A 23372-nucleotide genomic window follows, 5' to 3' on the forward strand; every position below is an offset into this window, starting at 1 on the left:
ACTAGTGTCCGGTTAAAAACGATTCCATGACTCTGAAATCCTTATTTGATGCCGCATCCGGAGATTTTTATAGTGTCTCCGACTTGAACGGCGAACCAGCCTTGGTGCAGTCTGGCAGCTTTCCTGCTGCTGGAGACTGCGATGTACGTTGGCAAGCCCTTGTTCGCCCAAGTCATGGACTTCCTGCCATGGAAGACCTTTCATCGCATCGTGGCTCGGCATGGCGGCGATCATCGCGTCAGGACATTGTCCTGTGCCGAACACTTCCGTATTCTGGCCTTCGCTCAACTCACCTATCGCGAGAGTTTGCGCGACATCGAGGCCTGCCTCTCGGCACAGGCTGCCAAGCTCTACCACATGGGCATCAGAAGCACGGTATCCCGTTCGACACTGGCCGATGCCAACGAACTGCGCGACTGGCGCATCTACGCCGAATTCGCTCACCGTTTGATTGCTCAAGCCAGAACGCTTTACGCCAGCGAAGACTTGGGCTTGGATTTGACCAACACAGTGTACGCACTGGATTCGACCACCATCGATCTGTGCCTGTCGGTATTTCCATGGGCGCATTTCAGAACGACCAAGGCAGCGGTGAAGATGCATACGCTGCTGGACTTGCGCGGCAGCATTCCCAGCTTCATCCACGTCTCCGATGGCAAGATGCACGACGCCCGCATCCTCGACTTGTTGATCCCGGAGCCGGGTGCTATCTATGTCATGGATCGGGGCTACGTCGATTTCGTGCGTTTGCATCGGCTGCATCTGGCCGGGGCGTTCTTCGTCACCCGCGCCAAGTCGAATCTCGACGCGCACCGGATGTATTCTGCCAAAACCGACCGCAGCCTCGGCATCATCTGCGATCAGACGATTGCGCTCGACGGGTTTTATACCCGACAGGATTACCCGGAGCCGTTGCGCCGCATCCGCTTCAAAGACCCGGAAACCAACAAGACGCTGGTGTTTCTCACCAACAACTTCACGTTGCCGGCGGCAACGATCTGCGCGCTCTACAAGAGCCGCTGGCAGGTGGAGTTGTTCTTCAAATGGGTCAAGCAGCATCTTCGTATCCAACGTTTCTATGGCACGTCCGAGAATGCGGTGAAGGCGCAAATCTGGATCGCCGTCTCGGTCTACGTCCTCGTCGCCATCATCAAAAAGCGCCTCAATCTGGACGCTTCGCTCTACACTTTGCTACAGATTCTATCGGTCACGCTGTTCGAGAAAATGCCCATCCAGCAAGCCTTGCAGGGCATCGGTGGGCAGCCAGAAAACACCGATTTCAACAACCAACTGAATCTATTCGATTCTTAACCGGACACTAGTGATCTCAATTCGTTAAAAAGAAATCGACTCCGGTACCTTTTGGCTCAGTACCTTTTGGCTCAAGCGAAAAGGGTTGAGGCTGTTCGGCTCGGGCACCGTATTCCTGAAGTCAGTCTTCCAAACAATGCGTTTTGAGTTGGGCAAGTTAAATGTCACAGTCTCATCCAATGCCATGCGATTGTGGCTTTCAAGCCCGGGATAGCCACCCAAGTTAAAAAAACGTTCCGCAACGATAACCTGCCCGTCGTGCAACAACACCTCTTCTTTCCAACGCATCGTTGCGGAACATGCACTCATGCTCACCCCTATCATCAGGATCAATCCGAGTTTCACGATTTGCTTCAGCCACAGTTGATGGGTTCTCATGCTGCGTTCCTCTCAAGTTGAATTGCGTAATTGCTGTTGTTATGTATCTTCAATTCCGGTCTTTCGCTCATGTCGCTCATAACCTAACGCTCACCGCTCCCGCCCCGCTTCCTGGAACGCGCCCGTCACCGGTGAGAGCAGGTATTCGAGGATGGTGCGGGTGCCGAGGTGGATCTCGGCGGTGACCTGCATGCCGGGCGTGAGGCTGTGGCGCATGCCGTCGGCGATGAGGTGTTGCGCCTTGAGATCGATCAGGGCGCGGTAGGAGTACGGCAGGTTGCTGCCGGTCTTGTCGCCGGTGGGCTGCTGTTGGTTGTTGTCGCTGGCGTCGGCGGAGAGGTGGGCGACCCTGCCTTCGACCATGCCGTATTTCTGGAACTGGTAGGCGGCGAATTTGATCTTGACCGGTTCGCCGGTGTGGATGAAGCCGACATCCTGGTTGCCGACCCAGACTTCGGCGCGCAGGATTTCGCCGGCGGGCACCAGGGTCATGAGGATGGTGCCGGGGCTGATGACGGTGCCGGCGGTGTGGGTGGCGAGGTCTTTGACGATGCCCGCCTGCGGGGCTTTGAGTTCGTGCAGGTCGCGGCGGTATTGCTGTTTGGTGAGTTCGCCTTGGGACTTGTCGAGTTTATCTTCGATGTCGGCGCGTTCGATCTGGAGCTGGCGGCGGTAGTCGGCGCCGATCTGGGCGAGTCGTCGGGTTGATTGGGTGAGGCTGGCCTGCGCGCTCTGGATCAGGTATTCCTGCGACTTGAGGTCTTGTTCTTTTTCGATACGCTCGCGGGCCTTGTCGTTGGCCATGATGCGGCTGACGAAGCCGTTCTGGACGAGTTTGTCGTAGGCTTCGTCCTGCTGGCGGTAGTGCGGCAGGGTCTTGAGCAGTTTGGTGCGGATCTCTTCGGCGGCGGACAGGTCGCTACGGGCCTTGTCGTGCAGGCTGCGTTCCTGCGCCAAGGCGCTCTCGTAGGCCATGCGGTTGGCTTGGTACTGGGCGTGGGCGTGGTTGTAGAGATCGTCGGGTTCATCCGGTTGTTTGGTAAAAGGGCGGCCCGCCAGTTCGGCGTCGATGCGGCGCAGGGCGAGGCGTTTGCTGTGCGCGTCGGTTTCGAGTGTGACCACGTCGGTCTCGGACAGGGTGGTGTCCATGCGCATCAGGACTTGCCCGGCTTTGACCAGTTCGCCTTCGCTCACCAGGATGTCGCGGATGACGCCCTGTTCGGAGGGCTGGACGATCTTGAGGTAGCTTTGCGGGATGAGTTTGCCGGAGGCAGAGGCGACGACATCAAGCTTGCCGAAGATGGCCCAGATCAACAGCAGTCCGAGCAGGATGAGCAGGGTGTACAACAGGGCGCGTGCGAACGGCGTGGGCGGTTGTGCCTGAATGCGCAGCAAGCCGGGCGAGAAGTCGAGCGGGTCGACGCCGGTGAGTTGCTTCTTCCAACGTTTGGCCCGCATGCGCTCCCTTATCAAGATTGTGGCGTTGCCCGCGACCGTTATCCTGCGGGCAATGTCCATAAGTCAATGGCGGGTATTAAACAATATGCCGAATGCCTATATATTCCGGACTAGTCATTCCAGCCGTATTCGGGTTCCATGAGGCTTCCCCGGAATGGCGATCGTTTTCCTGCCCATGCCGGGCGCCATCCTTTGCGAGTGCATGCCGAACCGGTTATCCGCTGTTATTGCGGTCAAACCTTATATGCGGCGGGCGTTCCATACAAGCTGTCAGGATTGGCAGGCTGCCGCTCTCATTCGGGATGATGCGATAGCGATTCGCGCCGGTCAGGGCAGTTGCCGGATAGTGTGATGCGCTGCCCGGTCTGTCAGCTTGCTCCCGCTTCCGGCCTGCCGAACTCAATCATCTCGTCCACCTGCAATGCCCTGGGTACCTGGTGGGTGATGAATAGCATGGTGACGCGCCCTTGAGTTTATTGACGGTATGCGCGAAGTGTTCGGCGGTCAGATGGACGGAATATCAGGGGGTGGGATACCCTCCTGTTTCATGCCGGTTCTATATCAGCTTCATTCCGGCGAATTTGGCGGCAGCCTTGTCGAAGGTGGCGGTATACAGGCAATCGTGCGCATGCCCCAAACGCTCGATCAGGCAATCGGAAAAGTCCGCTTTGCCGGGAACGAACTGGCGCAATGCGCGCCATGCCGTTTCGGCATCCTGTATCTTGAGTTGCTTGACGCGCAGCAGCCGTTCGAGGACGGCGGCGACATCCGCGCGTGAGCAACCGTAGCAGCTCTCCAGCACCCATACCGTTTCGACCAGCACGATCAGCGAAACGAATCCCGGATTTTCCGGGGTCAGTTCGCGCTCGATCAGCCGGCTGGCCAATGCGGATTGGTTCTTGTCGTCCTGTGCCAGGTACCGCACCAGCACGTTGGTGTCCAGCCCGATCACTTGCCCGCCCCGCGTTTGGTGATGGCGCGATTCATATCCTCTATCGTGACGGGAGCCTTGGGCTTGCCGACGATGCCTTTCAGCGAAGAGATATCTTCGGTCGCGGCAACGATGCCGAATTGCCCGTTGCCCAATTCGACGAACTCGATCCGGTCGCCCGCCTCCACGCCGAGCTTGCTGCGCACCGGAAGCGGAATGGTGATCTGCCCTTTGCTGGTTAGTACGGCGGTAGTCATGACGAGTCCTTTTGGTTAATCCTTACCAAATTGTAAGGATTGCTCGCCGGAAGTCAACCCGCCTCCGGCCTGCCGAACTCGATCATCTCATCCACCTGCAATGCCCTGGGTATCTGATGGGTGATGAACAGCATGGTGACGCGCCCCTTGAGCTTGTTGACGGTGTGCGCGAAGTGTTCGGCGGTCTGGATGTCGAGATTGCTGACCGCTTCGTCGAAGATCAGCACGCGCGGCCGCTTGAGTAGCGCGCGGGCGATAGCGATGCGCTGGCGCTGCCCGCCGGACAGGCCGATGCCGTTCTCGCCTACCGGGGTCTGGTAGCCCTGCGGAAGCTGTTCGATGACGGCATGGATCTCGGCCAGTTTGCAGGCATGGACGATCTCTTCGAAGCCGGCGTGCGGATTGGCCAGTTGCAGGTTCTCGTAGAGGGTGCCGGAGAACAGCCGGGTCTCCTGCGGCACCACGCCGAAGTTGGCGCGCAGTTCGTTGGCAGCGAGGTGGCGGATGTCGTAACCGTCGAGCAGGATGCTGCCGTCATCGGGCCAGTAGAAGCCTTGCAGCAGCTTGGCCAGCGTGCTCTTGCCGCAGCCGGACGGCCCCATCAGCACGGTGAGTTTGCCGGATTCGAGGGTGAGATTGAGGTTGCGGTACAGCCAGGGATGCTTGTCGCTGTAGCGGAAGCTGACGTCCTTCAGTTCGACCTTGCCGCCCGTTCCGCTACGGGCGCGTGCCGGCACCAGCGCATGGGGTTCGGCGGGCGCATCCATCAGGTCGCCGAGGCGCTTGACGGCGACGTCGGCCTGCTGGAATTCCTGCCATAGCCCGGCCAGGCGCAGCATCGGCTGGCTCATGCGTGAAGCGAACATCTGGAAGGCGATCAGCATGCCGATGGTGAAGCCTTCGTTGCGCATCACCAGCAGCGCACCCACCACCAGGATGGACAGGGTCATGATCTGTTCCAGCGCGTTGGCGGCAACGTTGTAGCTGTTGGACAACTGGCGGGTGGCGAATCCGGCGGCGAGGTATTGCGCAAGAAGGTCGCCGTATTTCTGTTCCAGCACCGGTTCCATTTGCAGGGATTTGACGGTTTCCACGCCGGCGACGTATTCGGTAACGAAGGCCTGGTTCTTCGCGCCGAGCAGAAACTGGTGGTCGAGTTTGGCGCGCAGCGCCGGGGTGACGGCGAAGCTGATGGCGGTGATCAGCGACAGCAGCAATAGCGCGATCAGGGTGAGCTGCCAGCTATACCAGAACATCACGGCGATGAAGATGAACAGGAACGGCAGGTCAAGCAACAGGCTGACGGCGGCGCCGGAGATGAACTGGCGCACCGTCTCGACCCCGTGCAGGCGCGCGACCAGTGTGCCGGTAGGGCGATGCTCGAAGTACGGCAGCGGCAGGTGCAACAGGTGGCGGAACACCTGGCTGCCGAGCACGGCGTCGATGCGGTTGCCGGTGTGCAACACGAAATACTGGCGCAGCCAGGTCATGGCGCTGTTGAACAACATGAACATGACCAGCCCGACGGCCAGCGCGATCAGGGTACTGCGGGTCTGGTGGACGATGACCTTGTCGATGATGACCTGGGTGAACAGCGGGGTGACCAGACCGACCAGCTGGATGGCGAACGAGGCGATCAGGATGTCGCGCCAGACGCGCTTGTGTTTCAGCAGTTCCGGGATGAACCAGCGGAAGCCGAACGGGGTATGGCCGGACGCGGCAGGCTGGGGGGTGGAGGCGGCCTGCTCTGCTTCGAGATCGGCGGTGGTCTGCGCAGTGTCGCGCGCAACCAGCAGGATGTCGCTGCGGAAATGCCGGGTGAATTCGGCGAGCGGCACGGTTTCCGGCTGCTCGGCCCCGGCGCGGAAGAACAGCACGCGCTCTTCATCGGCCTTGACCAGCAGCACGGGGATTGCCGGTTTGGGTGATGCACCGGCATCTCCCTGAAAAGCCCTCTCCCCAACCCTCTCCCGCTCGCGGGAGAGGGGGCTATCGAGAAGAGCCCTGTTTGATCCCGTCGGGCGAGGGGGCGTTTGTGAAATGCCCTGTTCAATCTCGGCGGGTTCGGGTGGTGGGGCATCATGCACATCAACCGGATGCGGGACGGCAAAATCATATTCCCCTCCCCCGCTCGCGGGGGAGGGGTTGGGGGAGAGGGCAGCTTCTTGCGTCCCACCCTCCGCCACCGGTTCGTCTGCCCTCACAAATGCCACGACCGGAAACGGGATGCGCGCCAGCGTGGCGATGGCTTCTTCGTCCAGTTCCATCTCGCCGACCTTGAAGTCCAGCGCCTGCAGGGCGTTGAGCAAAACGGTACGGGAATACGGCGGCGGGAATTGCTGGCGGATGAGCTGCGGGTCGAACGGAATGCGGAATACGCGCGACAGGCTGCCGATCAGCCATAGCATGTCTTGGCCGGTGTAGTGCATCTTTCCCCTCTCCAAAAACTTGTGCGGTCGAGCGTAAGCCGGACATTATGCGAATCGCGGCCAGATTATTTCCGCAACCGGAACAATGGCGCGATTTTGCAGCAAACAATGCCGCATAACCATATACCGAAATATATAGGCAATTCGGTCTAGTTCTTATTGAGCCTTCCATAAATCAGGACAAGATGATCAGAAATGAAGTCGAGTGAAAAAAACGCGTCATTCCCGCGCAAGCGGGAATCCAGCAAGAAAAAATGCATTTTCATTAATCCCACTGGATTCCCGCTTGCGCGGGAATGACGGCGCGAATGTCATTAATTATGGAAATATCAATAATTGAGAGAAGTGAAATTACCAGCCGGATTCGCGTTCGGGGGTGGCGGTGATGCGGTGGATGGAGAGGTCGGCGCCGTTGAACTCTTCTTCAGGGTCGAGGCGGATGCCGACGATCTTCCTGATCGCGCCGTACACCAGATAGCCTCCGGCAAAGGCAATGACGATACCCGTCAGCGTACCGATCAGTTGCGACATGAAGCTGATCCCGCCGAATGCCAGGCCACCGGTACCACCCAACGCCTGCGCGCCGAAGATACCCACGGCAATGCCACCCCATGCGCCGCACAGGCCGTGCAGCGGCCAGACACCGAGCACGTCGTCGATCTTCCAGCGGTTCTGCGTGAGCGTGAACATGACGACGAACAGTGCGCCCGCCACGCCACCGACGACAAGCGCGCCGATGGGGTGGAAAACGTCCGATCCGGCACATACTGCAACCAGTCCGGCCAGCGGGCCGTTATGCACGAAGCCGGGGTCGTTCTTGCCCAGCCACAGTGCGGTGAGCGTACCGCCGACCATCGCCATCAGCGAGTTGACCGCGACCAGGCCGCTGATGCCGCTGATGTTCTGTGCCGACATGACGTTGAAGCCGAACCAGCCAACGGTGAGTATCCATGCTCCGAGCGCAAGAAAGGGGATGCTGGATGGTGGATGCGCGGAGATGCGTCCTTCTTTTGTGTAGCGACCACGCCGGGCGCCGAGCAGCAGCACGGCCGCCAACCCGATCCAGCCGCCCACGGCATGCACCACCACCGATCCGGCGAAGTCGTGGAAGCCCGCGCCAAACGTGGTGGCCAGCCAGTCTTGTATGCCCAGATGGCCGTTCCATGCGATGCCTTCGAAGAATGGATAGACGAAGCCGACCAGCAGGAAAGTGGCAGCCAGTTGCGGATTGAAGCGCGCACGCTCGGCGATGCCACCGGAGACGATGGCGGGAATCGCGGCGGCGAAGGTCATCAGGAAGAAGAATTTGACCAGGTCATAGCCGTTCTTCTCTGCCAGTTGTTCCGCGCCCACGAAGAAACTCGTGCCATACGCGATGCCATAGCCGATGAAAAAATAGGCGATGGTGGAAACCGAAAGGTCACTGAGTATCTTGACCAGCGCATTGACCTGGTTCTTCTTGCGCACCGTGCCCAGTTCCAGAAAGGCGAAACCGGCGTGCATCGCCAGTACCATGATGGCGCCGAGCAAAACGAACAATACGTCATTGGCAGTTTTCAGGTCTTCCACAACTCTCTCCTTTGGTGCGAACTTTTTATCGACCGCAAGATACGTTCCACTTTTTCAAGCACATGATTTTATATGGATTCATCGAACAGACGGAACGCCCATGAGTCCGAAATGGTGCATATTGCAGATGACGCACCGGCGTTTCGCACTGAAGTGGTGCAGAGATTAAGCCTGCCAGTCCTTGAGGTGCTTTTCCAGCCAGAACAGCCCGACGATGGTCTTGCTTTCGTTGATCCTGCCCTGGCGTATCCAGTCGATGGCCTTATGCAGGGACAGTTCGAACACTTCAAGGAATTCGCCGTCGTCCAGATTGCGCCCGCGGTGAGTCAGGCCGCGCGCCAGGAAATATTCCATGCGCTCGTCGGCATAGCCGATGCACGGCCAGGCCGTGGCAAGATGGATCCATTCGTCCGCCACATAGCCGGTCTCTTCCAGCAACTCGCGCTGCGCGGTAGCCAGGATATCCTCGCCGGGGTCGATCTTTCCGGCCGGCAGTTCGATGAATTCGCGTTGCGGCGCATAACGGAATTGCCGCTCCATCACCAGATTGCCGTTATCCAGCATCGCCAGCACGGCGACCGCACCGGGATGGGTGAGATATTCGCGGGTACTGGTGGAGCCGTCCGGCAACAGCACCTTGTCCTTGCGCACCGTGATGAAATCGCCCTCGTACATCAGGGCGCTGTCTATCTGTTTTTCGGACAGGCTCATGTCAGGTCTTCTTGATCACCTGCATCGCGGTGGCGACCATGCCGGCGATGTCAGCTGCGTTGCCCGGCAGGATCATGGTATTGCCCTGTTTGGCGATGTTGCCGAAGGCGTCGACGAAACGCTCTGCCACTTTGAGGTTGACGGCATTCAGGCCGCCCTCGCTCTGGATCGCGCTGGCCACAACGCGGATGGATTCCGCCGTGGCGTTGGCCACCAGCAGCAAGGCCTCGGCCTCGCCCTGCGCGTTGTTGATGGCGGCCTGGCGTGTACCCTCGGATTCGCGGATGGAAGCGGTCATCAGGCCTTCGGCCAGATTGATCTCCTCCTGCTTCTTGCCCTCGGACTGCGCGATCAACGCGCGCTTCTCACGCTCGGCAGTGATCTGTTTCTGCATCGCAGCCAGCACCTGTTGCGGCGGGGTAATGTCCTTGATCTCGTAGCGCAGCACCTTCACGCCCCAGTTCGGACTGGCCTCGTCCAGCGCGAACACCACGGTACGGTTGATCGCCTCGCGGTCTTCCAGCAGCTTGTCCAGGTCGCGCTTGCCGCATTCCGAACGCAGCGCGGTTTGCGCCAGCATGGTGATCGCGGCGAGGTAGTTGGAAGTACCGTAGCTGGCGCGCGAGGCGTCTGTCACCTGGTAATAGAGCACGCCGTCGACCTGCACCTGGGTGTTGTCGCGCGTAATGCAGACCTGCGGCGCGATGTCGATGGGGAACTCGGTCAGCCGGTGACGATAGGCGATGCGGTCGATGAACGGGATGACGATGCTGAGGCCGGGTTCCAGCGTCGTGTAGTACTTGCCGAGGCGCTCGACGACCCAGGCATTCTGCTGCGGAACGATCTTGACGGCCTTGAACGCCAGGAACGCTGCAAAAATCCCCAACACAACGACGAATGTATCCATGCTTCTCTCCAGAAAGTTTTTGTTGCCGAAAATCGCTATTCGATGACCAGCTGTGACCCCGAGATTTCCTTGATGCGCCAGGATTCGCGCGTCCGGTCCGCAGCCGCCGCTTCAGACAGTTCGGCATCCCACTCCGCGCCGCGGTAGCTGACGCGCGCATGGCGCTCATCTGTCCAGTGCACGACATGCACGCTCTGCCCGATATCGTAGGCAAGGTTGGCCTGTTCATGCGGATGTGCGTTGCGCCGCCTCCAGCGGTAGATCCACGCCACGCTGGCCGAACACAGGATCGCCGCAACAGCGACCTGCCCGCTCCATGCCATGCCGAGATAGGCGGCCAGGCCGGCGACCATCAGGCCGAACGACACGGCGACCAGATAGAACGTACCGCTGGCCATCTCGGCGATCACCAGCACCACCGCTGCCACCCACCAGACCCACCATGCTTCCATCACGCCCCCCCAGGTTTTGCGAGGGGTCTATTTTGCCATGTTTGCAGGGCGATTCGTGGGCACAAAACAAAAACTCCCGCACGGGGCGGGAGTTCTGCCGATACCGGATGACCGTTAATGCAGCAACAGCGACTGTTGCACCGAAACGGCGCAGACCGACATCAGCGCGCTGGGCAGCAGGCCAAGCACCAGCACGGCCAGACCATTGACGCTCAGCAACAGCGCGTTGTCCGCACCGATACTGATCGGAGCGTGGCTTTCCGGCGCATCGAAATACATCAGTTTGACGATGCGCAGGTAATAGAACGCACCGATCAGCGAGAACAGCACCGCAACGACCGCCAGCCAGATGTAGCCCGCCTGCACGACGGCATTCAGCACCGAGAACTTGGCGTAGAAACCCACCGTCGGCGGCACGCCGGCCATGGAGAACATCAGCAGCAACATCATGAAGGCAAGCCACGGACTGCGCTGGTTGAGCCCCTTGAAATCGTCGAGCGTGTCGGCTTCGAAACCCTCGCGGGACAGCAGCATGATGATGCCGAACGCGCCCAGCGACATCAGCACATAGATCACGGCATAGAACATCGCGGAGCCATACCCCTCGATGCCCCCGCTCAACAGTCCGAGCAGCATGAAGCCCATGTGCGCGATGGTAGAGTAGGCAAGCATGCGCTTGATGTTGGTTTGTGCGATCGCGACAAGGTTGCCGATGGCCATCGATGCGACCGCAAGGATGATCAGCATGCCCGACCAGTGCTGCACCAGCGGTTGCATGCCTTCGACCAGGATGCGCGAGACGAAGGCGAAGGCGGCCAGTTTTGGTGCGGAGCCGATCAGCATGGTCATCGCGGTAGGCGCGCCGTGGTACACGTCCGGCACCCACATATGGAACGGCACGGCACCCAGTTTGAACGCCAGTCCGGAAACCACGAACACCACGCCGAATACCAGCAGATTCTGGTTTGCGTTGCCATACTGGATCGCGTTCGATATGACGCCCAGTTCCAGCGATCCGGTCGCGCCGTAGATCATGGACATGCCGTACAGCAACAGGCCCGAGGCCAGCGCGCCGAGGATGAAGTATTTCATCGCGGCTTCGGTGGCAACAGCGGAATCGCGTTGCAGTGCGACCATCGCATACAGGCTCAGCGAGAGCAGTTCCAGACCGAGGTACAGCGTGAGGAAATTGTTGGCCGAGATCATCACCATCATGCCCAGCGTGGCAAACAGTGCCAACACCATGAATTCACCGGTGAACAACCCGCGCACTGCGAGATATTGCCGCGAATAGACCAGCATCATGGATACCGACAGGTAGGTCAGCATCTTCAGCACGTCGGACATCAGGTCGTCCACGAACATGTTATTGAAGGCATAGATCACGCCATCCTGATGCGTGCCGACCGTGATCAGCGAGCAGGCCAGCAACGTGACCTGCACCAGCATATACGTGACCAGCCTGCCGTTCTGCTTGATCATCAGGTCGGCAATCAGGATCACACTCACCATGACCAGCAGGAAGATTTCCGCTGCGGCCGGCATCAAATTCATCGTCAAGTCCATATTCATTTCACCTCAAATCCGCTGCCTACAACGGTAATTTGGAACGCGCCACATGCACCAGCAGATCGTTCACCGACACATGCATGATTTCGCTGAACGGCAAGGGATACAGCCCCATGCCCAGGACGGTGATCGCAAGGATCGCGAAGATCACCTTTTCGCGCATGTTCAAGTCGGTCAGCTCGGCGACATGCGGGTTCGCCACCGCACCGAAGATCACGCGCTTGTACATCCACAATGTATAGGCCGCACCGAAGATCAGCGTGGTCGCGGCAGCAAACGCGTACCAGAAGTTCGCTTTCACCGCGCCGAGGATCACCATGAATTCGCCGACGAAACCGCTGGTACCGGGCAAGCCGCTGTTGGCCATCGCGAACAGCATGAAGAACGCCGCAAACACCGGCATGCTGTTGACTACGCCGCCGTAATCGGCGATCTGGCGGGAGTGCAGGCGGTCATACAACACACCGATGCACAGGAACAGCGCGCCGGATACGAAACCGTGCGAGATCATCTGCAGCAACGCACCTTCCATGCCGTAGGCGTTGAAGATGAAGAAGCCCAGCGTGACGAAGCCCATGTGCGAAATGGAAGAATAGGCAACCAGCTTTTTCATGTCGCTCTGCATCAGCGCTACCAGGCCGATGTACACCACCGCGATCAGCGACAGCGCGATCATCATCCAGGCCAGCTTGTGACTGGCATCCGGCACGATCGGCATGGAGAAGCGCAGGAAGCCGTAGGCGCCCACCTTCAGCATGATCGCCGCCAGCACCACCGAGCCTCCGGTCGGCGCTTCCACGTGCGCATCCGGCAACCAGGTGTGCACCGGGAACATCGGCACCTTGACTGCGAAAGCGAAGAAGAAGGCGATGAAGATCAGGATCTGCGCCATCATCGGGATCTCGACCTGATGGAAGTCGAGGATGGAGAAACTGCCGCCGGACTGGTTGTACAGGTAGATCAGCGCGACCAGCATCAGCAACGAGCCGAGCAAGGTATACAGGAAGAACTTGATTGCCGCATACACGCGGTTCGCGCCGCCCCACACGCCGATGATCAGGAACATCGGGATCAGCATCGCTTCCCAGAACACATAGAACAGTACGGCGTCCAGCGCCGCGAATACGCCGATCATGATGCCGGACATGATCAGGAAGGACGCCATGTATTGTGCGACGCGCTTCTCGATCACCTGCCAGCCGGCCAGTACCACGAGAGGGGTGAAGAAGGCGGTCAGCAGGATGAACAGCACCGAGATGCCGTCCACGCCAAGGTAATAGTGGATATTGAAACGGGCGATCCAGTCGTGCAGTTCGACGAACTGCATCTCCGAAGTGTTGGTGACGAAACCGGTATACAAGGGGATGGTGACCAGGAAGCCGAGCACCGACCCGACCATGGCCAGCATGCGCGCCAGCGGGGCGTTCTTGTCGTCGCCGGTGGCCAGCACCAGAACGCCGAAGATGATCGGCAACCAGATTGCGACGCTAATGATGGGTAATCCGAAAATCATGCTGTCATTCCTTATTCAAACCAGTTGCGTACGGTCAGCAGCACGAACACGCCGATGATCATCGAGAACGCATAGTGATAGATATAGCCGGACTGTAGATAGCGGATCACGCCGGAGAACGCGCCAACCAGCCTTGCCGACCCGTTCACGATCCAGCCGTCGATCAGTTTCACGTCGCCGAACTTCCACAATACGTTGCTCACGCCGCGTGCGCCTCCGGCGAAGAACCAGTCGTTGAAGCGGTCGAAGTAGTATTTTTCGTCCAGCACGGTGTAGATGAACTGGAAGCGTTTCTTGATCGCGGCCGGGATGTCCGGACGCTTCAGGTAGAACCAGGCCGAGCTGCCGACGCCGGCCACGGCCAGCCAGAACGGCAGGGTGGTCAGTGCATGCAGCGCCATGGCAAAGGCGCCGTGGAATTCCTCGTGCAATTCGTGCATCGTCGGATGCGCCTCGGAGATGAAGATCGCATCACCGAAATAGCTGCCGTACAGCATCGGCTCGATGGTGATGAATCCGATCAGCACCGACGGAAAGGCCAGCAACACCAGCGGCAACCAGACCACCCACGGGGTCTCGTGCGGTTTCTGTCCCGGCGCCAGACCGTGATGATGGTCAGCCGACACTTCCTCATCGTCATGGTCGCCCTCGTGGTCGTGATGATCCTTGCCGAAACGTTCCTCGCCGTGGAACACGAGGAAGTACATGCGGAAGGAATAGAACGCAGTGACGAACACGCCGGCCACGACCGCCGCATAGGCGAAGCCGGAACCGGGCAGATGTGACAACCCGACCGCCTCGATGATGCTGTCCTTGGAATAGAAGCCGGAGAAGAACGGCGTGCCAATCAGGGCAAGTGAACCGATTAGCGAGGTGATCCAGGTGATCGGCATGTATTTGCGCAGACCGCCCATGTTGCGGATGTCCTGGTCGTGGTGCATGGCGATGATCACGCTACCGGCAGCCAGGAACAGCAGGGCCTTGAAGAAAGCGTGGGTCATCAGGTGGAAGATGGCCACCGAATAGGCCGATGCACCCAGTGCCACGGTCATGTAGCCGAGCTGGGACAGCGTGGAATAGGCGATCACGCGCTTGATGTCGTTCTGGATGATGCCGAGGAAACCCATGAACAGGGCGGTGATGGCACCGATGACCATGATCACGGACAGGGCCGTATCGGACAGTTCGTACAGCGGCGACATGCGGGCCACCATGAAGATTCCGGCAGTCACCATGGTCGCGGCATGGATCAGTGCGGAGATCGGGGTCGGGCCTTCCATCGAGTCGGGCAACCAGACATGCAGCGGGAACTGTGCCGATTTGCCCATCGCACCGATGAACAGCAGGATGCAGATGGCGGTGAGCAGGTTCCAGCTCACGCCGGGGATAGGCGCGACATCTTCGGCATGGCTGGCTGCAGTGGCGAACACCGCCGCGTAATCCAGTGTACCGAAAACCATCAGCACCAGGCCGATGCCGAGCAGGAAGCCGAAATCGCCGACACGGTTGACCAGGAAGGCCTTCAGGTTGGCGTAGATCGCGGTCGGGCGGGTGTACCAGAAACCGATCAGCAGATAGGACACCAGGCCCACCGCTTCCCAACCGAAGAACAGCTGCATGAAGTTATTGGCCATCACCAGCATCAGCATGGAGAAGGTGAACAGCGAGATGTAGCTGAAGAAACGGGTGTAGCCCGGGTCTTCCTGCATGTAGCCGATGGTATAGATATGCACCATCAGTGACACGAAGGTCACCACCAGCATCATCATCACGGTCAGGCGGTCGATCAGGAAGCCGACCTGGAAACTGGTGTCGCCGGAAGTCAGCCAGGTATAGACCGGGCCGTTGAAGGTATTGCCGGCCATCACATCCTGATAGATGGCAACCGAGGCGAAGAAGGACACCGCCACCAGCGCGATGGTGATGCGATGCGACCAGACGCGCCCCAGCAGATTGCCGAACAATCCGGCAGCGATCGCGCCGACCAGCGGAGCCAGTGGTACCAACAGATACATATTCTGCATAGTCATGCCTATTACCCTTTCAGGCTGTCCAGATCGTCAACGTTGATGGTGTTCAGGTTACGGAACAGCACCACCAGTATTGCCAGACCAATGGCCGCTTCGGCGGCAGCTACGGTCAGGATGAAGAATACGAAGATCTGCCCGGCGGTGTCGTTCAGGTAATGCGAGAACGCCACGAAGTTGGTGTTCACTGCGAGCAGCATCATCTCGATCGCCATCAGCAGCACGATCAGGTTCTTGCGGTTCAGGAAAATGCCGACCACGCTGATGGCGAACAGCAAGGCACTCAGTACCAGATAATGTGAAAGGGTCAACATATGGCTTTTCTCGCTCCCTCGGATTAGTTTGCCGCCTGGTCTTTACGCTCGGCCTTCATCGGCACGATGCGCAGGCGGTCCGCTTTCTTGACTGCAACCTGTTCTCCCACCACCTGCGACTTGGCATCCTTGCGGCGGCGCAGGGTCAGTGCGATGGCAGCCACCATCGCCACCAGCAGGATCACGGCAGCGATCTCGAACGGATACACATAGTCGGTGTAGATCAGCCTGCCCAGTTCCTTGGTATTGCTGTAATCCGCAGCATGCTTGATGGCCGTCGCGCGGCCGGTCGCCTCGGGAGAGCCCAGCACCCAGACCATCTCTATCGCCATCAGGCTCGCCAGTGCCGCGCCGAATGGCAGCCAGCGCCAGAAATCTTCGCGCAACCGGATCAGGTTGATGTCCAGCATCATCACCACGAACAGGAACAGCACCATCACCGCGCCCACATAAACCAGCACCAGCGTGATGGCGAGGAACTCGGCTTCCAGCAGTATCCATATGCCGGACGAACTGATGAACGCCAGCACCAGGAACAGTACCGCATGCACCGGGTTGCGTGCGGTAATCACGCGCAAGGCCGCAAAGATGGTCAGCGCGGCAAACACATAAAACACGACGGTCTCGAAATTCATTGACATACCCTCTTATCGGTACTTGGCATCGGCTGCCCGATCCTTGGCGATCTGTTCTTCGTACTTGTCGCCATTCGCCAGCAACATGGCCTTGGTGTAATACAGGTCGCCGCGTTTTTCACCGTGGTACTCGAACACACGGGTTTCGACGATCGCATCGACCGGGCAGGATTCCTCGCAAAATCCGCAGAAGATGCATTTGGTCAGATCGATGTCGTATTGCGTGGTGCGGCGTGTGCCGTCATCCCGCTCCGCCACCTCGATCTTGATCGCCAGCGCCGGGCAGACCGCTTCGCACAATTTGCAGGCGATGCAACGTTCTTCCCCGTTGGCATAGCGGCGTTGCGCGTGCAAACCGCGGAAACGGAAGCTCTGCGGTGTCTTCTCTTCCGGGTATTGCACAGTGATCTTGCGCGCGAAGAAATAGCGCCCGGTCAGCGCCATGCCCTTCACCAGTTCGTAGAGCAGGAAGGTTTCGAAGAATTTCTTGATTGCTTGCATAGTCGTCTCCTCCGCCCTTACCAAACCCAGAGCGGGGTCTGCATCCAGGCGGCAATCACCACCACCCATATGATGGTCAGCGGAATGAATATTTTCCAGCCCAGCCGCATCAACTGGTCATAGCGATAGCGCGGGAAGGTCGCCCGGAACCACAGGAACAGGAACAGGATGAACGACACCTTGCCCAGCAGCCAGATAAAGCTGTCCGGCAGGAACGGCAACGGCGACAACCATCCGCCCATGAACATGATCGACGTGAGGAACGCGATCAGGATCATGTTGGCGTATTCGGCAAGGAAGAACAGCGCGAACGCCATGCCGGAATATTCCACGTGGAAGCCCGCCACGATCTCGGACTCGCCTTCGGCCATATCGAAAGGTGCCCGGTTGGTTTCCGCCACGCCAGAGATCAGGTACACGAGGAACATCGGGAACAGCGGGATCAGATACCAGTTCAGCAGGCCGAAATTGCCCTGCTGCCCGCGCACGATGTCGCCCAGATTCATGCTCTGCGAGGCCATCAATACGCACACCAGCGCAAAGCCCATCGCGATCTCGTATGAAACGATCTGCGCCGCGGAACGCACTGCGCCAAGGAAGGCATATTTCGAGTTGGACGCCCAACCCGAGATGATGATGCCGTACACGCCCAGCGAAGTCATCGCCAGCAGGTACAGAAGCCCGGCGTTGACGTCGGCCAGCACCACACCGTCGTCGAATGGAACGACCGCCCAAGCGGCCAGTGCCGGCGCCAATGCCATGACCGGGGCTATCACGAACAGGAACTTGTTCGAGCCGGTTGGAACGATGATTTCCTTGAATAACAGTTTCACGCCGTCGGCGATCGGCTGTAGCAGACCGAAATAACCGACGCGATTCGGGCCGATGCGGATTTGCATGTAGCCGATCACTTTGCGTTCGGCCAGGGTCAGGTAAGCGACGGCGCCCATGATGGGCAACACGATGACCATGATCTTCACCAGTGTCCAGACCGGCAGCCATGCCGGGCCGAGCAGATTCTGGCCGGTTTGTTGTAGCATCTGCAACAGTTCCATCATGCGCGCTCCACCGTGATCGTTCCAAACATCGCGCCCAGTTCCGCCGTAGCTGGATGACCCGCTGCCACGCGCGCAGTATGCGCCGGCAGGTGGTCGTTCGCTTGTACGGTCAGACGCACGCTGGCGTTACCCTGACTGACTTTGACTGTATCGCCGGGCTGCACGCCCAGTCTCTGCAATTCGCTGCCATGCATCATCACGCACGGAACCGCCGCATCGCTGGTTTTCTGCAGGGAAGCGGCACGGCGAACCACCGCATCGGTAGAGTAGATGGGCACATCGCTGACGCGCTGCAGACCATCGACCTTGCCGGTCGGGATTTGCGACACGACGCCATCGATATGATTGTTCAGCCTGCCAGGCACATCCTGCAGCGCGGCTATTTCATCGCGCACCGCTTCGCTGGAAGCGTAATCGAATCCCGATACATTGAGCAGATTGCCCAGTACACGCAACACTTTCCATGCCGGACGCGCTTCGCCGAGCGGCTTGACCGCGCCCTTGAAACTCTGCACACGCCCTTCGGTACTGACGAAGGTGCCGGAAGTCTCGGTGAACGGCGCGATCGGCAGCAGCACATCGGCATACTCGGTCGCGCCATGCTTGAATGCGGACATCGCAACGACCAGTGCGTTCTTCATCGCCGCAGCAGCCTGCTGTGGATCGTGCATATCCAGTTCCGCCTCGACGTTCAGCAACAGATAGGCCTTGCGCGGGGATGCCAGCATCTGCGCGGCATTCATGCCCTGCGCGCCGGCACCGAACGGAACGGCTCCCGCCAGGTAGCCACCGACACTGTTCGCCGCTTCGCCGAGGAAGCCGAACCGCCCGCCGCACAGTACGGCGATCTGTTCCGCCAGCATGGCGAACTGCGCAGCCTGCGGATGTTGTTGCGCAAAATCGCCAAGCAGCACTGCGACGCGTTCGCCACCAGCCAGGCTTCTGGCAATGGCCGTGGCCTCGCTGCCTGCAACGATATCCTGTACGCCCTGCGCCGTTGTTTGCTTCTCGGCCGCAAGCGCCTTCAGTATCTGCGCCAGCATGTTCGGCAATTCGCTCGGCGCAACGATGGCCTTGTTGGCGACCGGCATCAGCAAATCGTCATCGCTGGCGTGCACGATATTGGCCTGCGCGCCCCCCTTGACTGTCTGGCGAATACGTTGCGCCAGCACCGGATGATCCTTGCGCAGGAAACTGCCGGCAATCAGGAAACGGTCACAGCCACTGATGTCGGCGACCGCCATGCCCAGCCACGGTGCGCCGGCCTGTTTACCGTCGGCACTGAAATCGGACTGGCGCAAACGGAAATCGATGTTGCTGCTACCGATGCCGCGCATGAGCTTCTGCAACAGGTACAGCTCTTCCACGGTGCTATGCGGCGTGGCCAGTGCGGCAACCTGATCGACACCCGTATCGCTGGCGATCTGGCGCAGGGCGTTGGCGACATATTCAAGTGCCATCTGCCATTCCACTTCCAGCCATTTTCCGTCCTGCTTGACCATCGGCTTGGTGAGCCGTTCCGGCGCATTCAACCCCTCATAACTGAAGCGATCCCTGTCGGAGATCCAGCATTCGTTGATGGATTCATTCTCGATCGGCGTGACGCGCATCACCTTGTTATTCTTCACATGTACGGCCAGATTCGAACCCAGGCCATCATGCGGGCTGACCGATTTGCGCCGCGACAATTCCCAGGAACGCGCGGTATAACGGAACGGCTTGCTGGTCAGCGCACCGACCGGACACAGATCGATCATGTTGCCGGACAGCTCGGAATCCACCGTGCTGTTCACAAAGCTCATGATCTCCGCATGCTCACTGCGGTTGGCCATCCCCAGCTCCATGATGCCGGCGATCTCCTGGCCGAAACGCACGCAGCGCGTGCACTGGATGCAGCGGCTCATTTCTTCGGTGGATACCAGCGCGCCGATATCCTTGCCCATCACGACACGCTTCTCTTCGGTATAGCGCGAAGCACTGTCCCCATAACCGACAGCGATATCCTGCAACAGGCATTCACCGCCCTGGTCGCAGATCGGGCAATCCAGCGGGTGATTGATCAACAGGAACTCCATCACGCCCTGCTGCGCCTTGACTGCCATTTTGGAATGCGTATGGACTTTCATTCCGTCCGAGACGGGTGTCGCACAGGCAGGCAGCGGCTTGGGCACTTTTTCCACTTCCACCAGGCACATCCGGCAATTCGCCGAAAGCGAAAGTTTTTTGTGGTAGCAAAAATGGGGAATATAGATGCCCGCCTTATGGGCGGCATCCATTACCGTGGAACCGTGTTCCGTCTCGACCAGCTTGCCATCAATTTCAATGTTGATCATTGCTCACCTAACCCGTCAGACTTACACCAAGCAGCGCTTGTGTTCGATGTGATATTCAAATTCGTCACGGAAATGCCTGAGCATGCCCTGCACCGGCCACACTGCCGCTTCGCCCAACGCGCAGATGGTGCGCCCGGCGATGTTATCCCCGACACTCAACAACAGATCCAGATCCTCCTTGCGGCCTTCGCCGTGCTCGATACGATGCACGACGCGATACAGCCAACCGGTGCCTTCACGGCACGGCGTGCACTGTCCGCACGATTCCTCATGGTAGAAATACGCCAGACGTTCAAGCGCGCGCACCATGCAGACGGTCTCGTCCATCACGATGACCGCGCCGCTGCCCAGACCGGAACCCGCCTTGGAGATCGAGTCGTAGTCCATGGTCAGATCCATCATGATCTCGCCGGGCACCACCGGCATCGACGAGCCCCCCGGGATGACTCCTTTGAGCTTGTGTCCGTTGCGCACGCCGCCCGCCATCTCCAGCAGTTCGCTGAACGGCGTACCCATCCCCACCTCGAAATTGCCGGGATTATTCACATGGCCGGACACGGAAAACAGCTTGGTACCGCCATTGTTCGGCTTGCCCAGTTCGAGGAACTTCTTGCCGCCATTGTTGATGATGTACGGGATGCTGGCGAAGGTCTCGGTGTTGTTGATGGTGGTCGGCTTGCCGTACAGGCCGAAGGTGGCCGGGAACGGGGGTTTGAAGCGCGGCTGTCCTTTCTTGCCTTCGATGGACTCGAGCAGCGCCGTCTCCTCGCCACAGATATATGCACCGTAGCCCAGATGATTGTGCAGATCGAAATCGAATCCCAGACCCATGATGTTGTTGCCAAGGTAGCCGGCTTCGCGCGCGATCTCGCACGCCTCTTCCATGCGCTGGTATGCCTCGAAGATCTCGCCATGCACATAGTTATAGCCGGTCTTCACGCCCATGGTATAGGCGGCGATCGCCATGCCCTCGATCAGCAGATGCGGGTTGTAGAGCAGGATATCCCAGTCCTTGCAGGTGCCCGGCTCACCCTCGTCGGTGTTGCAGACAATGTATTTGTCGCCCTGATAATTCTTGGGCATGAAGCTCCATTTCAATCCGGTCGGGAAGCCGGCGCCGCCGCGTCCGCGCAACGCCGACAGCTTGACTTCGGCGATGATCGCATCGGGGGACATCTTCGTGGTCAGCACCTTGCGCAGCGCCTGATAGCCGCCGACCTTGAGGTAATTTTCCAGCGTCCATGGCTGGTCGAAATCCATCGTGGTTTGGGTAACCGGGCCTCTCATGATTTATCCAATTCCGCCAAGATTTGATCGATCTTCTCTTTGCTCAAACGCCCGCAAAGCCGCTTGTTGTTCACGGTGAACAGCGGCGCATCCTTGCATGCGCCCATGCATTCGCCTTCGCGCAGACCGTATTTTCCGTCCGCAGTCACCTCGCCCAGCCCGATGCCCAGCTTCGACTCCAGATAGGCCACCGTGTCACCCGCGCCGCACAGCGTGCAGGACAGGTTGGTGCAGACAGTGATGGTGGTCTTGCCCATCGGCTTAAGGTTGTACATGTGGTAGAAGGTCGCCACTTCGTACACCGCCATCTTCGGCATGCCCAGATAGACAGCGACATCGGCCATATCGTCGGTGGAGATCCATCCCTTCTCGTCCTGCACGAAGCGCAACGCCGCCATCACGGCCGATTGCTTCTGGTCAGCCGGATATTTCTTCAGCTCGCGGTTGATTTGAGCCTGTATTTGTTCGGATAACATTAGCGATCCACCTCACCAAAAACGATGTCCTGCGTGCCGATGATGGTCACCACGTCGGCAATCATGTGGCCGCGGGACATCTCGTCCAGCCCGGCCATGTGTGCAAAACCGGGGGCGCGTATCTTCATGCGATAGGGTTTGTTCGCGCCATCCGAAACCAGATAGATGCCGAACTCGCCTTTGGGATGCTCCACTGCCGCATAGGCTTCGCCGGCCGGCACGTGCATCCCCTCGGTAAACAGTTTGAAATGGTGGATCAACTCTTCCATGTTCTGCTTCACGGCCTCGCGCTTCGGCGGACCGAACTTGAGGTTGTCCGTCATCACCGGGCCGGGATTGGCGCGCAGCCACTCGATGCATTGTTTGATGATGCGGTTCGACTGGCGCATCTCCTCGACGCGCACCAGATAACGGTCATAGGAATCGCCGTTGGTGCCGACCGGGATGTCGAAATCGATCCGGTCATAGACTTCGTAGGGTTGCTTCTTGCGCAAATCCCATTCCACCCCGGAGCCACGCAACATCGGGCCGGTAAATCCCAGCGCCAGAGCGCGTTCTGGCGTCACCACGCCGATGCCGACGGTACGCTGCTTCCAGATACGGTTGTCGGTCAGCAATGTTTCGTACTCGTCCACGTACTTCGGGAAACGGCTGGTGAAATCTTCCAGGAAGTCGAGCAGCGAACCCTGGCGGTTTTCATTCAGACGCTTGACCGCCTCGGCATTGTGTATCTTAGATGCCTGGTACTGCGGCATGCTGTCAGGCAGATCGCGGTACACCCCGCCCGGCCGGTAATAGGCTGCATGCAGGCGCGCGCCGGATACCGCCTCATAAGCATCCATCAGGTCTTCGCGTTCGCGGAAGCAATACAGGAAAACGGTCATCGCACCGATATCCAGCGCGTGCGCTCCCAGCCACAGCAAATGGTTCAGGAGGCGGGTGATCTCGTCGAACATCACGCGGATATACTGGGCACGCAACGGCACTTCGATCCCGGCCAGCTTTTCGACCGCCATCACATAGGCATGCTCGTTGCTCATCATCGAGACATAATCGAGCCGGTCCATATACGGCAAGGCCTGCAGGAAGGTCTTGTGCTCGGCGAGCTTTTCGGTGGCACGATGCAACAGCCCGATATGCGGATCCGCGCGCTCGATGACCTCGCCGTCCAGCTCCAGCACCAGACGCAACACCCCGTGTGCCGACGGGTGTTGCGGCCCAAAATTCATTGTGTAGTTCTTGATCTCCGCCATCAC

At 59.1% G+C, this 23372-nt stretch carries 20 protein-coding genes and 1 pseudogene; 1 reads left to right on the top strand and 20 read right to left on the bottom strand.

Annotated features, from left to right (window positions below; translation table 11 throughout):
* Positions 1–141 precede the first annotated feature (141 nt).
* Positions 142–1311 (top strand): IS4 family transposase, encoded by a 1170-nt coding sequence (locus IPM27_04160; GenBank protein MBK9160745.1) that lies wholly within the window; start codon positions 142–144, stop codon positions 1309–1311.
* Between the two features lie 24 nt (positions 1312–1335).
* Here the strand turns inward: IPM27_04160 and IPM27_04165 are convergent, their stop codons facing one another.
* The 20 genes and pseudogenes from IPM27_04165 to IPM27_04260 all read right to left on the bottom strand — a co-directional run bounded on the left by IPM27_04165 (position 1336) and on the right by IPM27_04260 (position 23369).
* Positions 1336–1689, bottom strand: a complete 354-nt coding sequence (locus IPM27_04165; GenBank protein MBK9160746.1) for a hypothetical protein — start codon at positions 1687–1689, stop codon at positions 1336–1338.
* A 90-nt stretch (positions 1690–1779) separates the two neighbouring features.
* A complete protein-coding gene (locus IPM27_04170; protein MBK9160747.1) occupies positions 1780–3147 on the bottom strand; it encodes an HlyD family type I secretion periplasmic adaptor subunit in 1368 nt (455 codons plus the stop codon).
* A gap of 556 nt (positions 3148–3703) precedes the next feature.
* The gene (locus IPM27_04175) at positions 3704–4099 is read right to left on the bottom strand and encodes a type II toxin-antitoxin system VapC family toxin (protein MBK9160748.1); all 396 of its coding nucleotides are present in this window, start codon (positions 4097–4099) and stop codon (positions 3704–3706) included.
* Positions 4096–4335, bottom strand: coding sequence for an AbrB/MazE/SpoVT family DNA-binding domain-containing protein (locus IPM27_04180; protein MBK9160749.1), 240 nt, complete (start codon positions 4333–4335; stop codon positions 4096–4098). The genes IPM27_04175 and IPM27_04180 overlap by 4 nt, the downstream gene beginning before the upstream one ends.
* Positions 4336–4388: 53 nt before the next feature.
* Positions 4389–6260, bottom strand: a pseudogene (locus IPM27_04185) (peptidase domain-containing ABC transporter).
* Between the two features lie 855 nt (positions 6261–7115).
* Entirely contained in the window at positions 7116–8333 is a 1218-nt protein-coding gene (locus IPM27_04190) for an ammonium transporter (protein ID MBK9160750.1), read from the bottom strand.
* 165 nt (positions 8334–8498) lie between these two features.
* On the bottom strand, positions 8499–9044 hold the full coding sequence (locus IPM27_04195; protein ID MBK9160751.1) for an NUDIX hydrolase: 546 nt from the start codon (positions 9042–9044) through the stop codon (positions 8499–8501).
* Between the two features lies 1 nt (position 9045).
* Positions 9046–9951 carry an SPFH/Band 7/PHB domain protein gene (locus IPM27_04200; GenBank protein MBK9160752.1) on the bottom strand — a complete coding sequence of 302 codons (906 nt, stop codon included), beginning with the start codon at positions 9949–9951 and terminating at the stop codon, positions 9046–9048.
* A 35-nt stretch (positions 9952–9986) separates the two neighbouring features.
* Entirely contained in the window at positions 9987–10403 is a 417-nt protein-coding gene (locus tag IPM27_04205; GenBank protein ID MBK9160753.1) for a hypothetical protein, read from the bottom strand.
* Positions 10404–10517: 114 nt separating this feature from the next.
* The gene (gene nuoN / locus IPM27_04210; protein MBK9160754.1) at positions 10518–11969 is read right to left on the bottom strand and encodes an NADH-quinone oxidoreductase subunit NuoN; all 1452 of its coding nucleotides are present in this window, start codon (positions 11967–11969) and stop codon (positions 10518–10520) included.
* 25 nt (positions 11970–11994) lie between these two features.
* Positions 11995–13485: an NADH-quinone oxidoreductase subunit M gene (locus IPM27_04215; GenBank protein ID MBK9160755.1), complete on the bottom strand. Its 1491-nt coding sequence runs from the start codon at positions 13483–13485 to the stop codon at positions 11995–11997.
* A gap of 11 nt (positions 13486–13496) precedes the next feature.
* Positions 13497–15515 carry an NADH-quinone oxidoreductase subunit L gene (nuoL, locus tag IPM27_04220; GenBank protein ID MBK9160756.1) on the bottom strand — a complete coding sequence of 673 codons (2019 nt, stop codon included), beginning with the start codon at positions 15513–15515 and terminating at the stop codon, positions 13497–13499.
* Positions 15516–15520: 5 nt separating this feature from the next.
* Positions 15521–15826, bottom strand: coding sequence for an NADH-quinone oxidoreductase subunit NuoK (nuoK, locus tag IPM27_04225; protein MBK9160757.1), 306 nt, complete (start codon positions 15824–15826; stop codon positions 15521–15523).
* 23 nt (positions 15827–15849) lie between these two features.
* Entirely contained in the window at positions 15850–16461 is a 612-nt protein-coding gene (locus IPM27_04230; protein ID MBK9160758.1) for an NADH-quinone oxidoreductase subunit J, read from the bottom strand.
* A 12-nt stretch (positions 16462–16473) separates the two neighbouring features.
* Entirely contained in the window at positions 16474–16962 is a 489-nt protein-coding gene (nuoI, locus tag IPM27_04235) for an NADH-quinone oxidoreductase subunit NuoI (protein MBK9160759.1), read from the bottom strand.
* A gap of 17 nt (positions 16963–16979) precedes the next feature.
* Positions 16980–18002, bottom strand: a complete 1023-nt coding sequence (nuoH, locus tag IPM27_04240) for an NADH-quinone oxidoreductase subunit NuoH (GenBank protein ID MBK9160760.1) — start codon at positions 18000–18002, stop codon at positions 16980–16982.
* Positions 18003–18016: 14 nt separating this feature from the next.
* Positions 18017–20353 (bottom strand): NADH-quinone oxidoreductase subunit G, encoded by a 2337-nt coding sequence (locus IPM27_04245; GenBank protein ID MBK9160761.1) that lies wholly within the window; start codon positions 20351–20353, stop codon positions 18017–18019.
* A 21-nt stretch (positions 20354–20374) separates the two neighbouring features.
* Positions 20375–21640 (bottom strand): NADH-quinone oxidoreductase subunit NuoF, encoded by a 1266-nt coding sequence (gene nuoF, locus IPM27_04250; GenBank protein ID MBK9160762.1) that lies wholly within the window; start codon positions 21638–21640, stop codon positions 20375–20377.
* Complete coding sequence (nuoE, locus tag IPM27_04255) at positions 21637–22116, bottom strand: NADH-quinone oxidoreductase subunit NuoE (GenBank protein MBK9160763.1); 480 nt, start codon at positions 22114–22116, stop codon at positions 21637–21639. The genes nuoF and nuoE overlap by 4 nt, the downstream gene beginning before the upstream one ends.
* Positions 22116–23369, bottom strand: a complete 1254-nt coding sequence (locus IPM27_04260; protein ID MBK9160764.1) for an NADH-quinone oxidoreductase subunit D — start codon at positions 23367–23369, stop codon at positions 22116–22118. Before IPM27_04260 ends, nuoE begins: the two co-directional genes overlap by 1 nt.
* Positions 23370–23372: the final 3 nt, after the last annotated feature.

The organism is Nitrosomonadales bacterium (assembly GCA_016716325.1).
Lineage (GTDB): Bacteria > Pseudomonadota > Gammaproteobacteria > Burkholderiales > Gallionellaceae > Gallionella.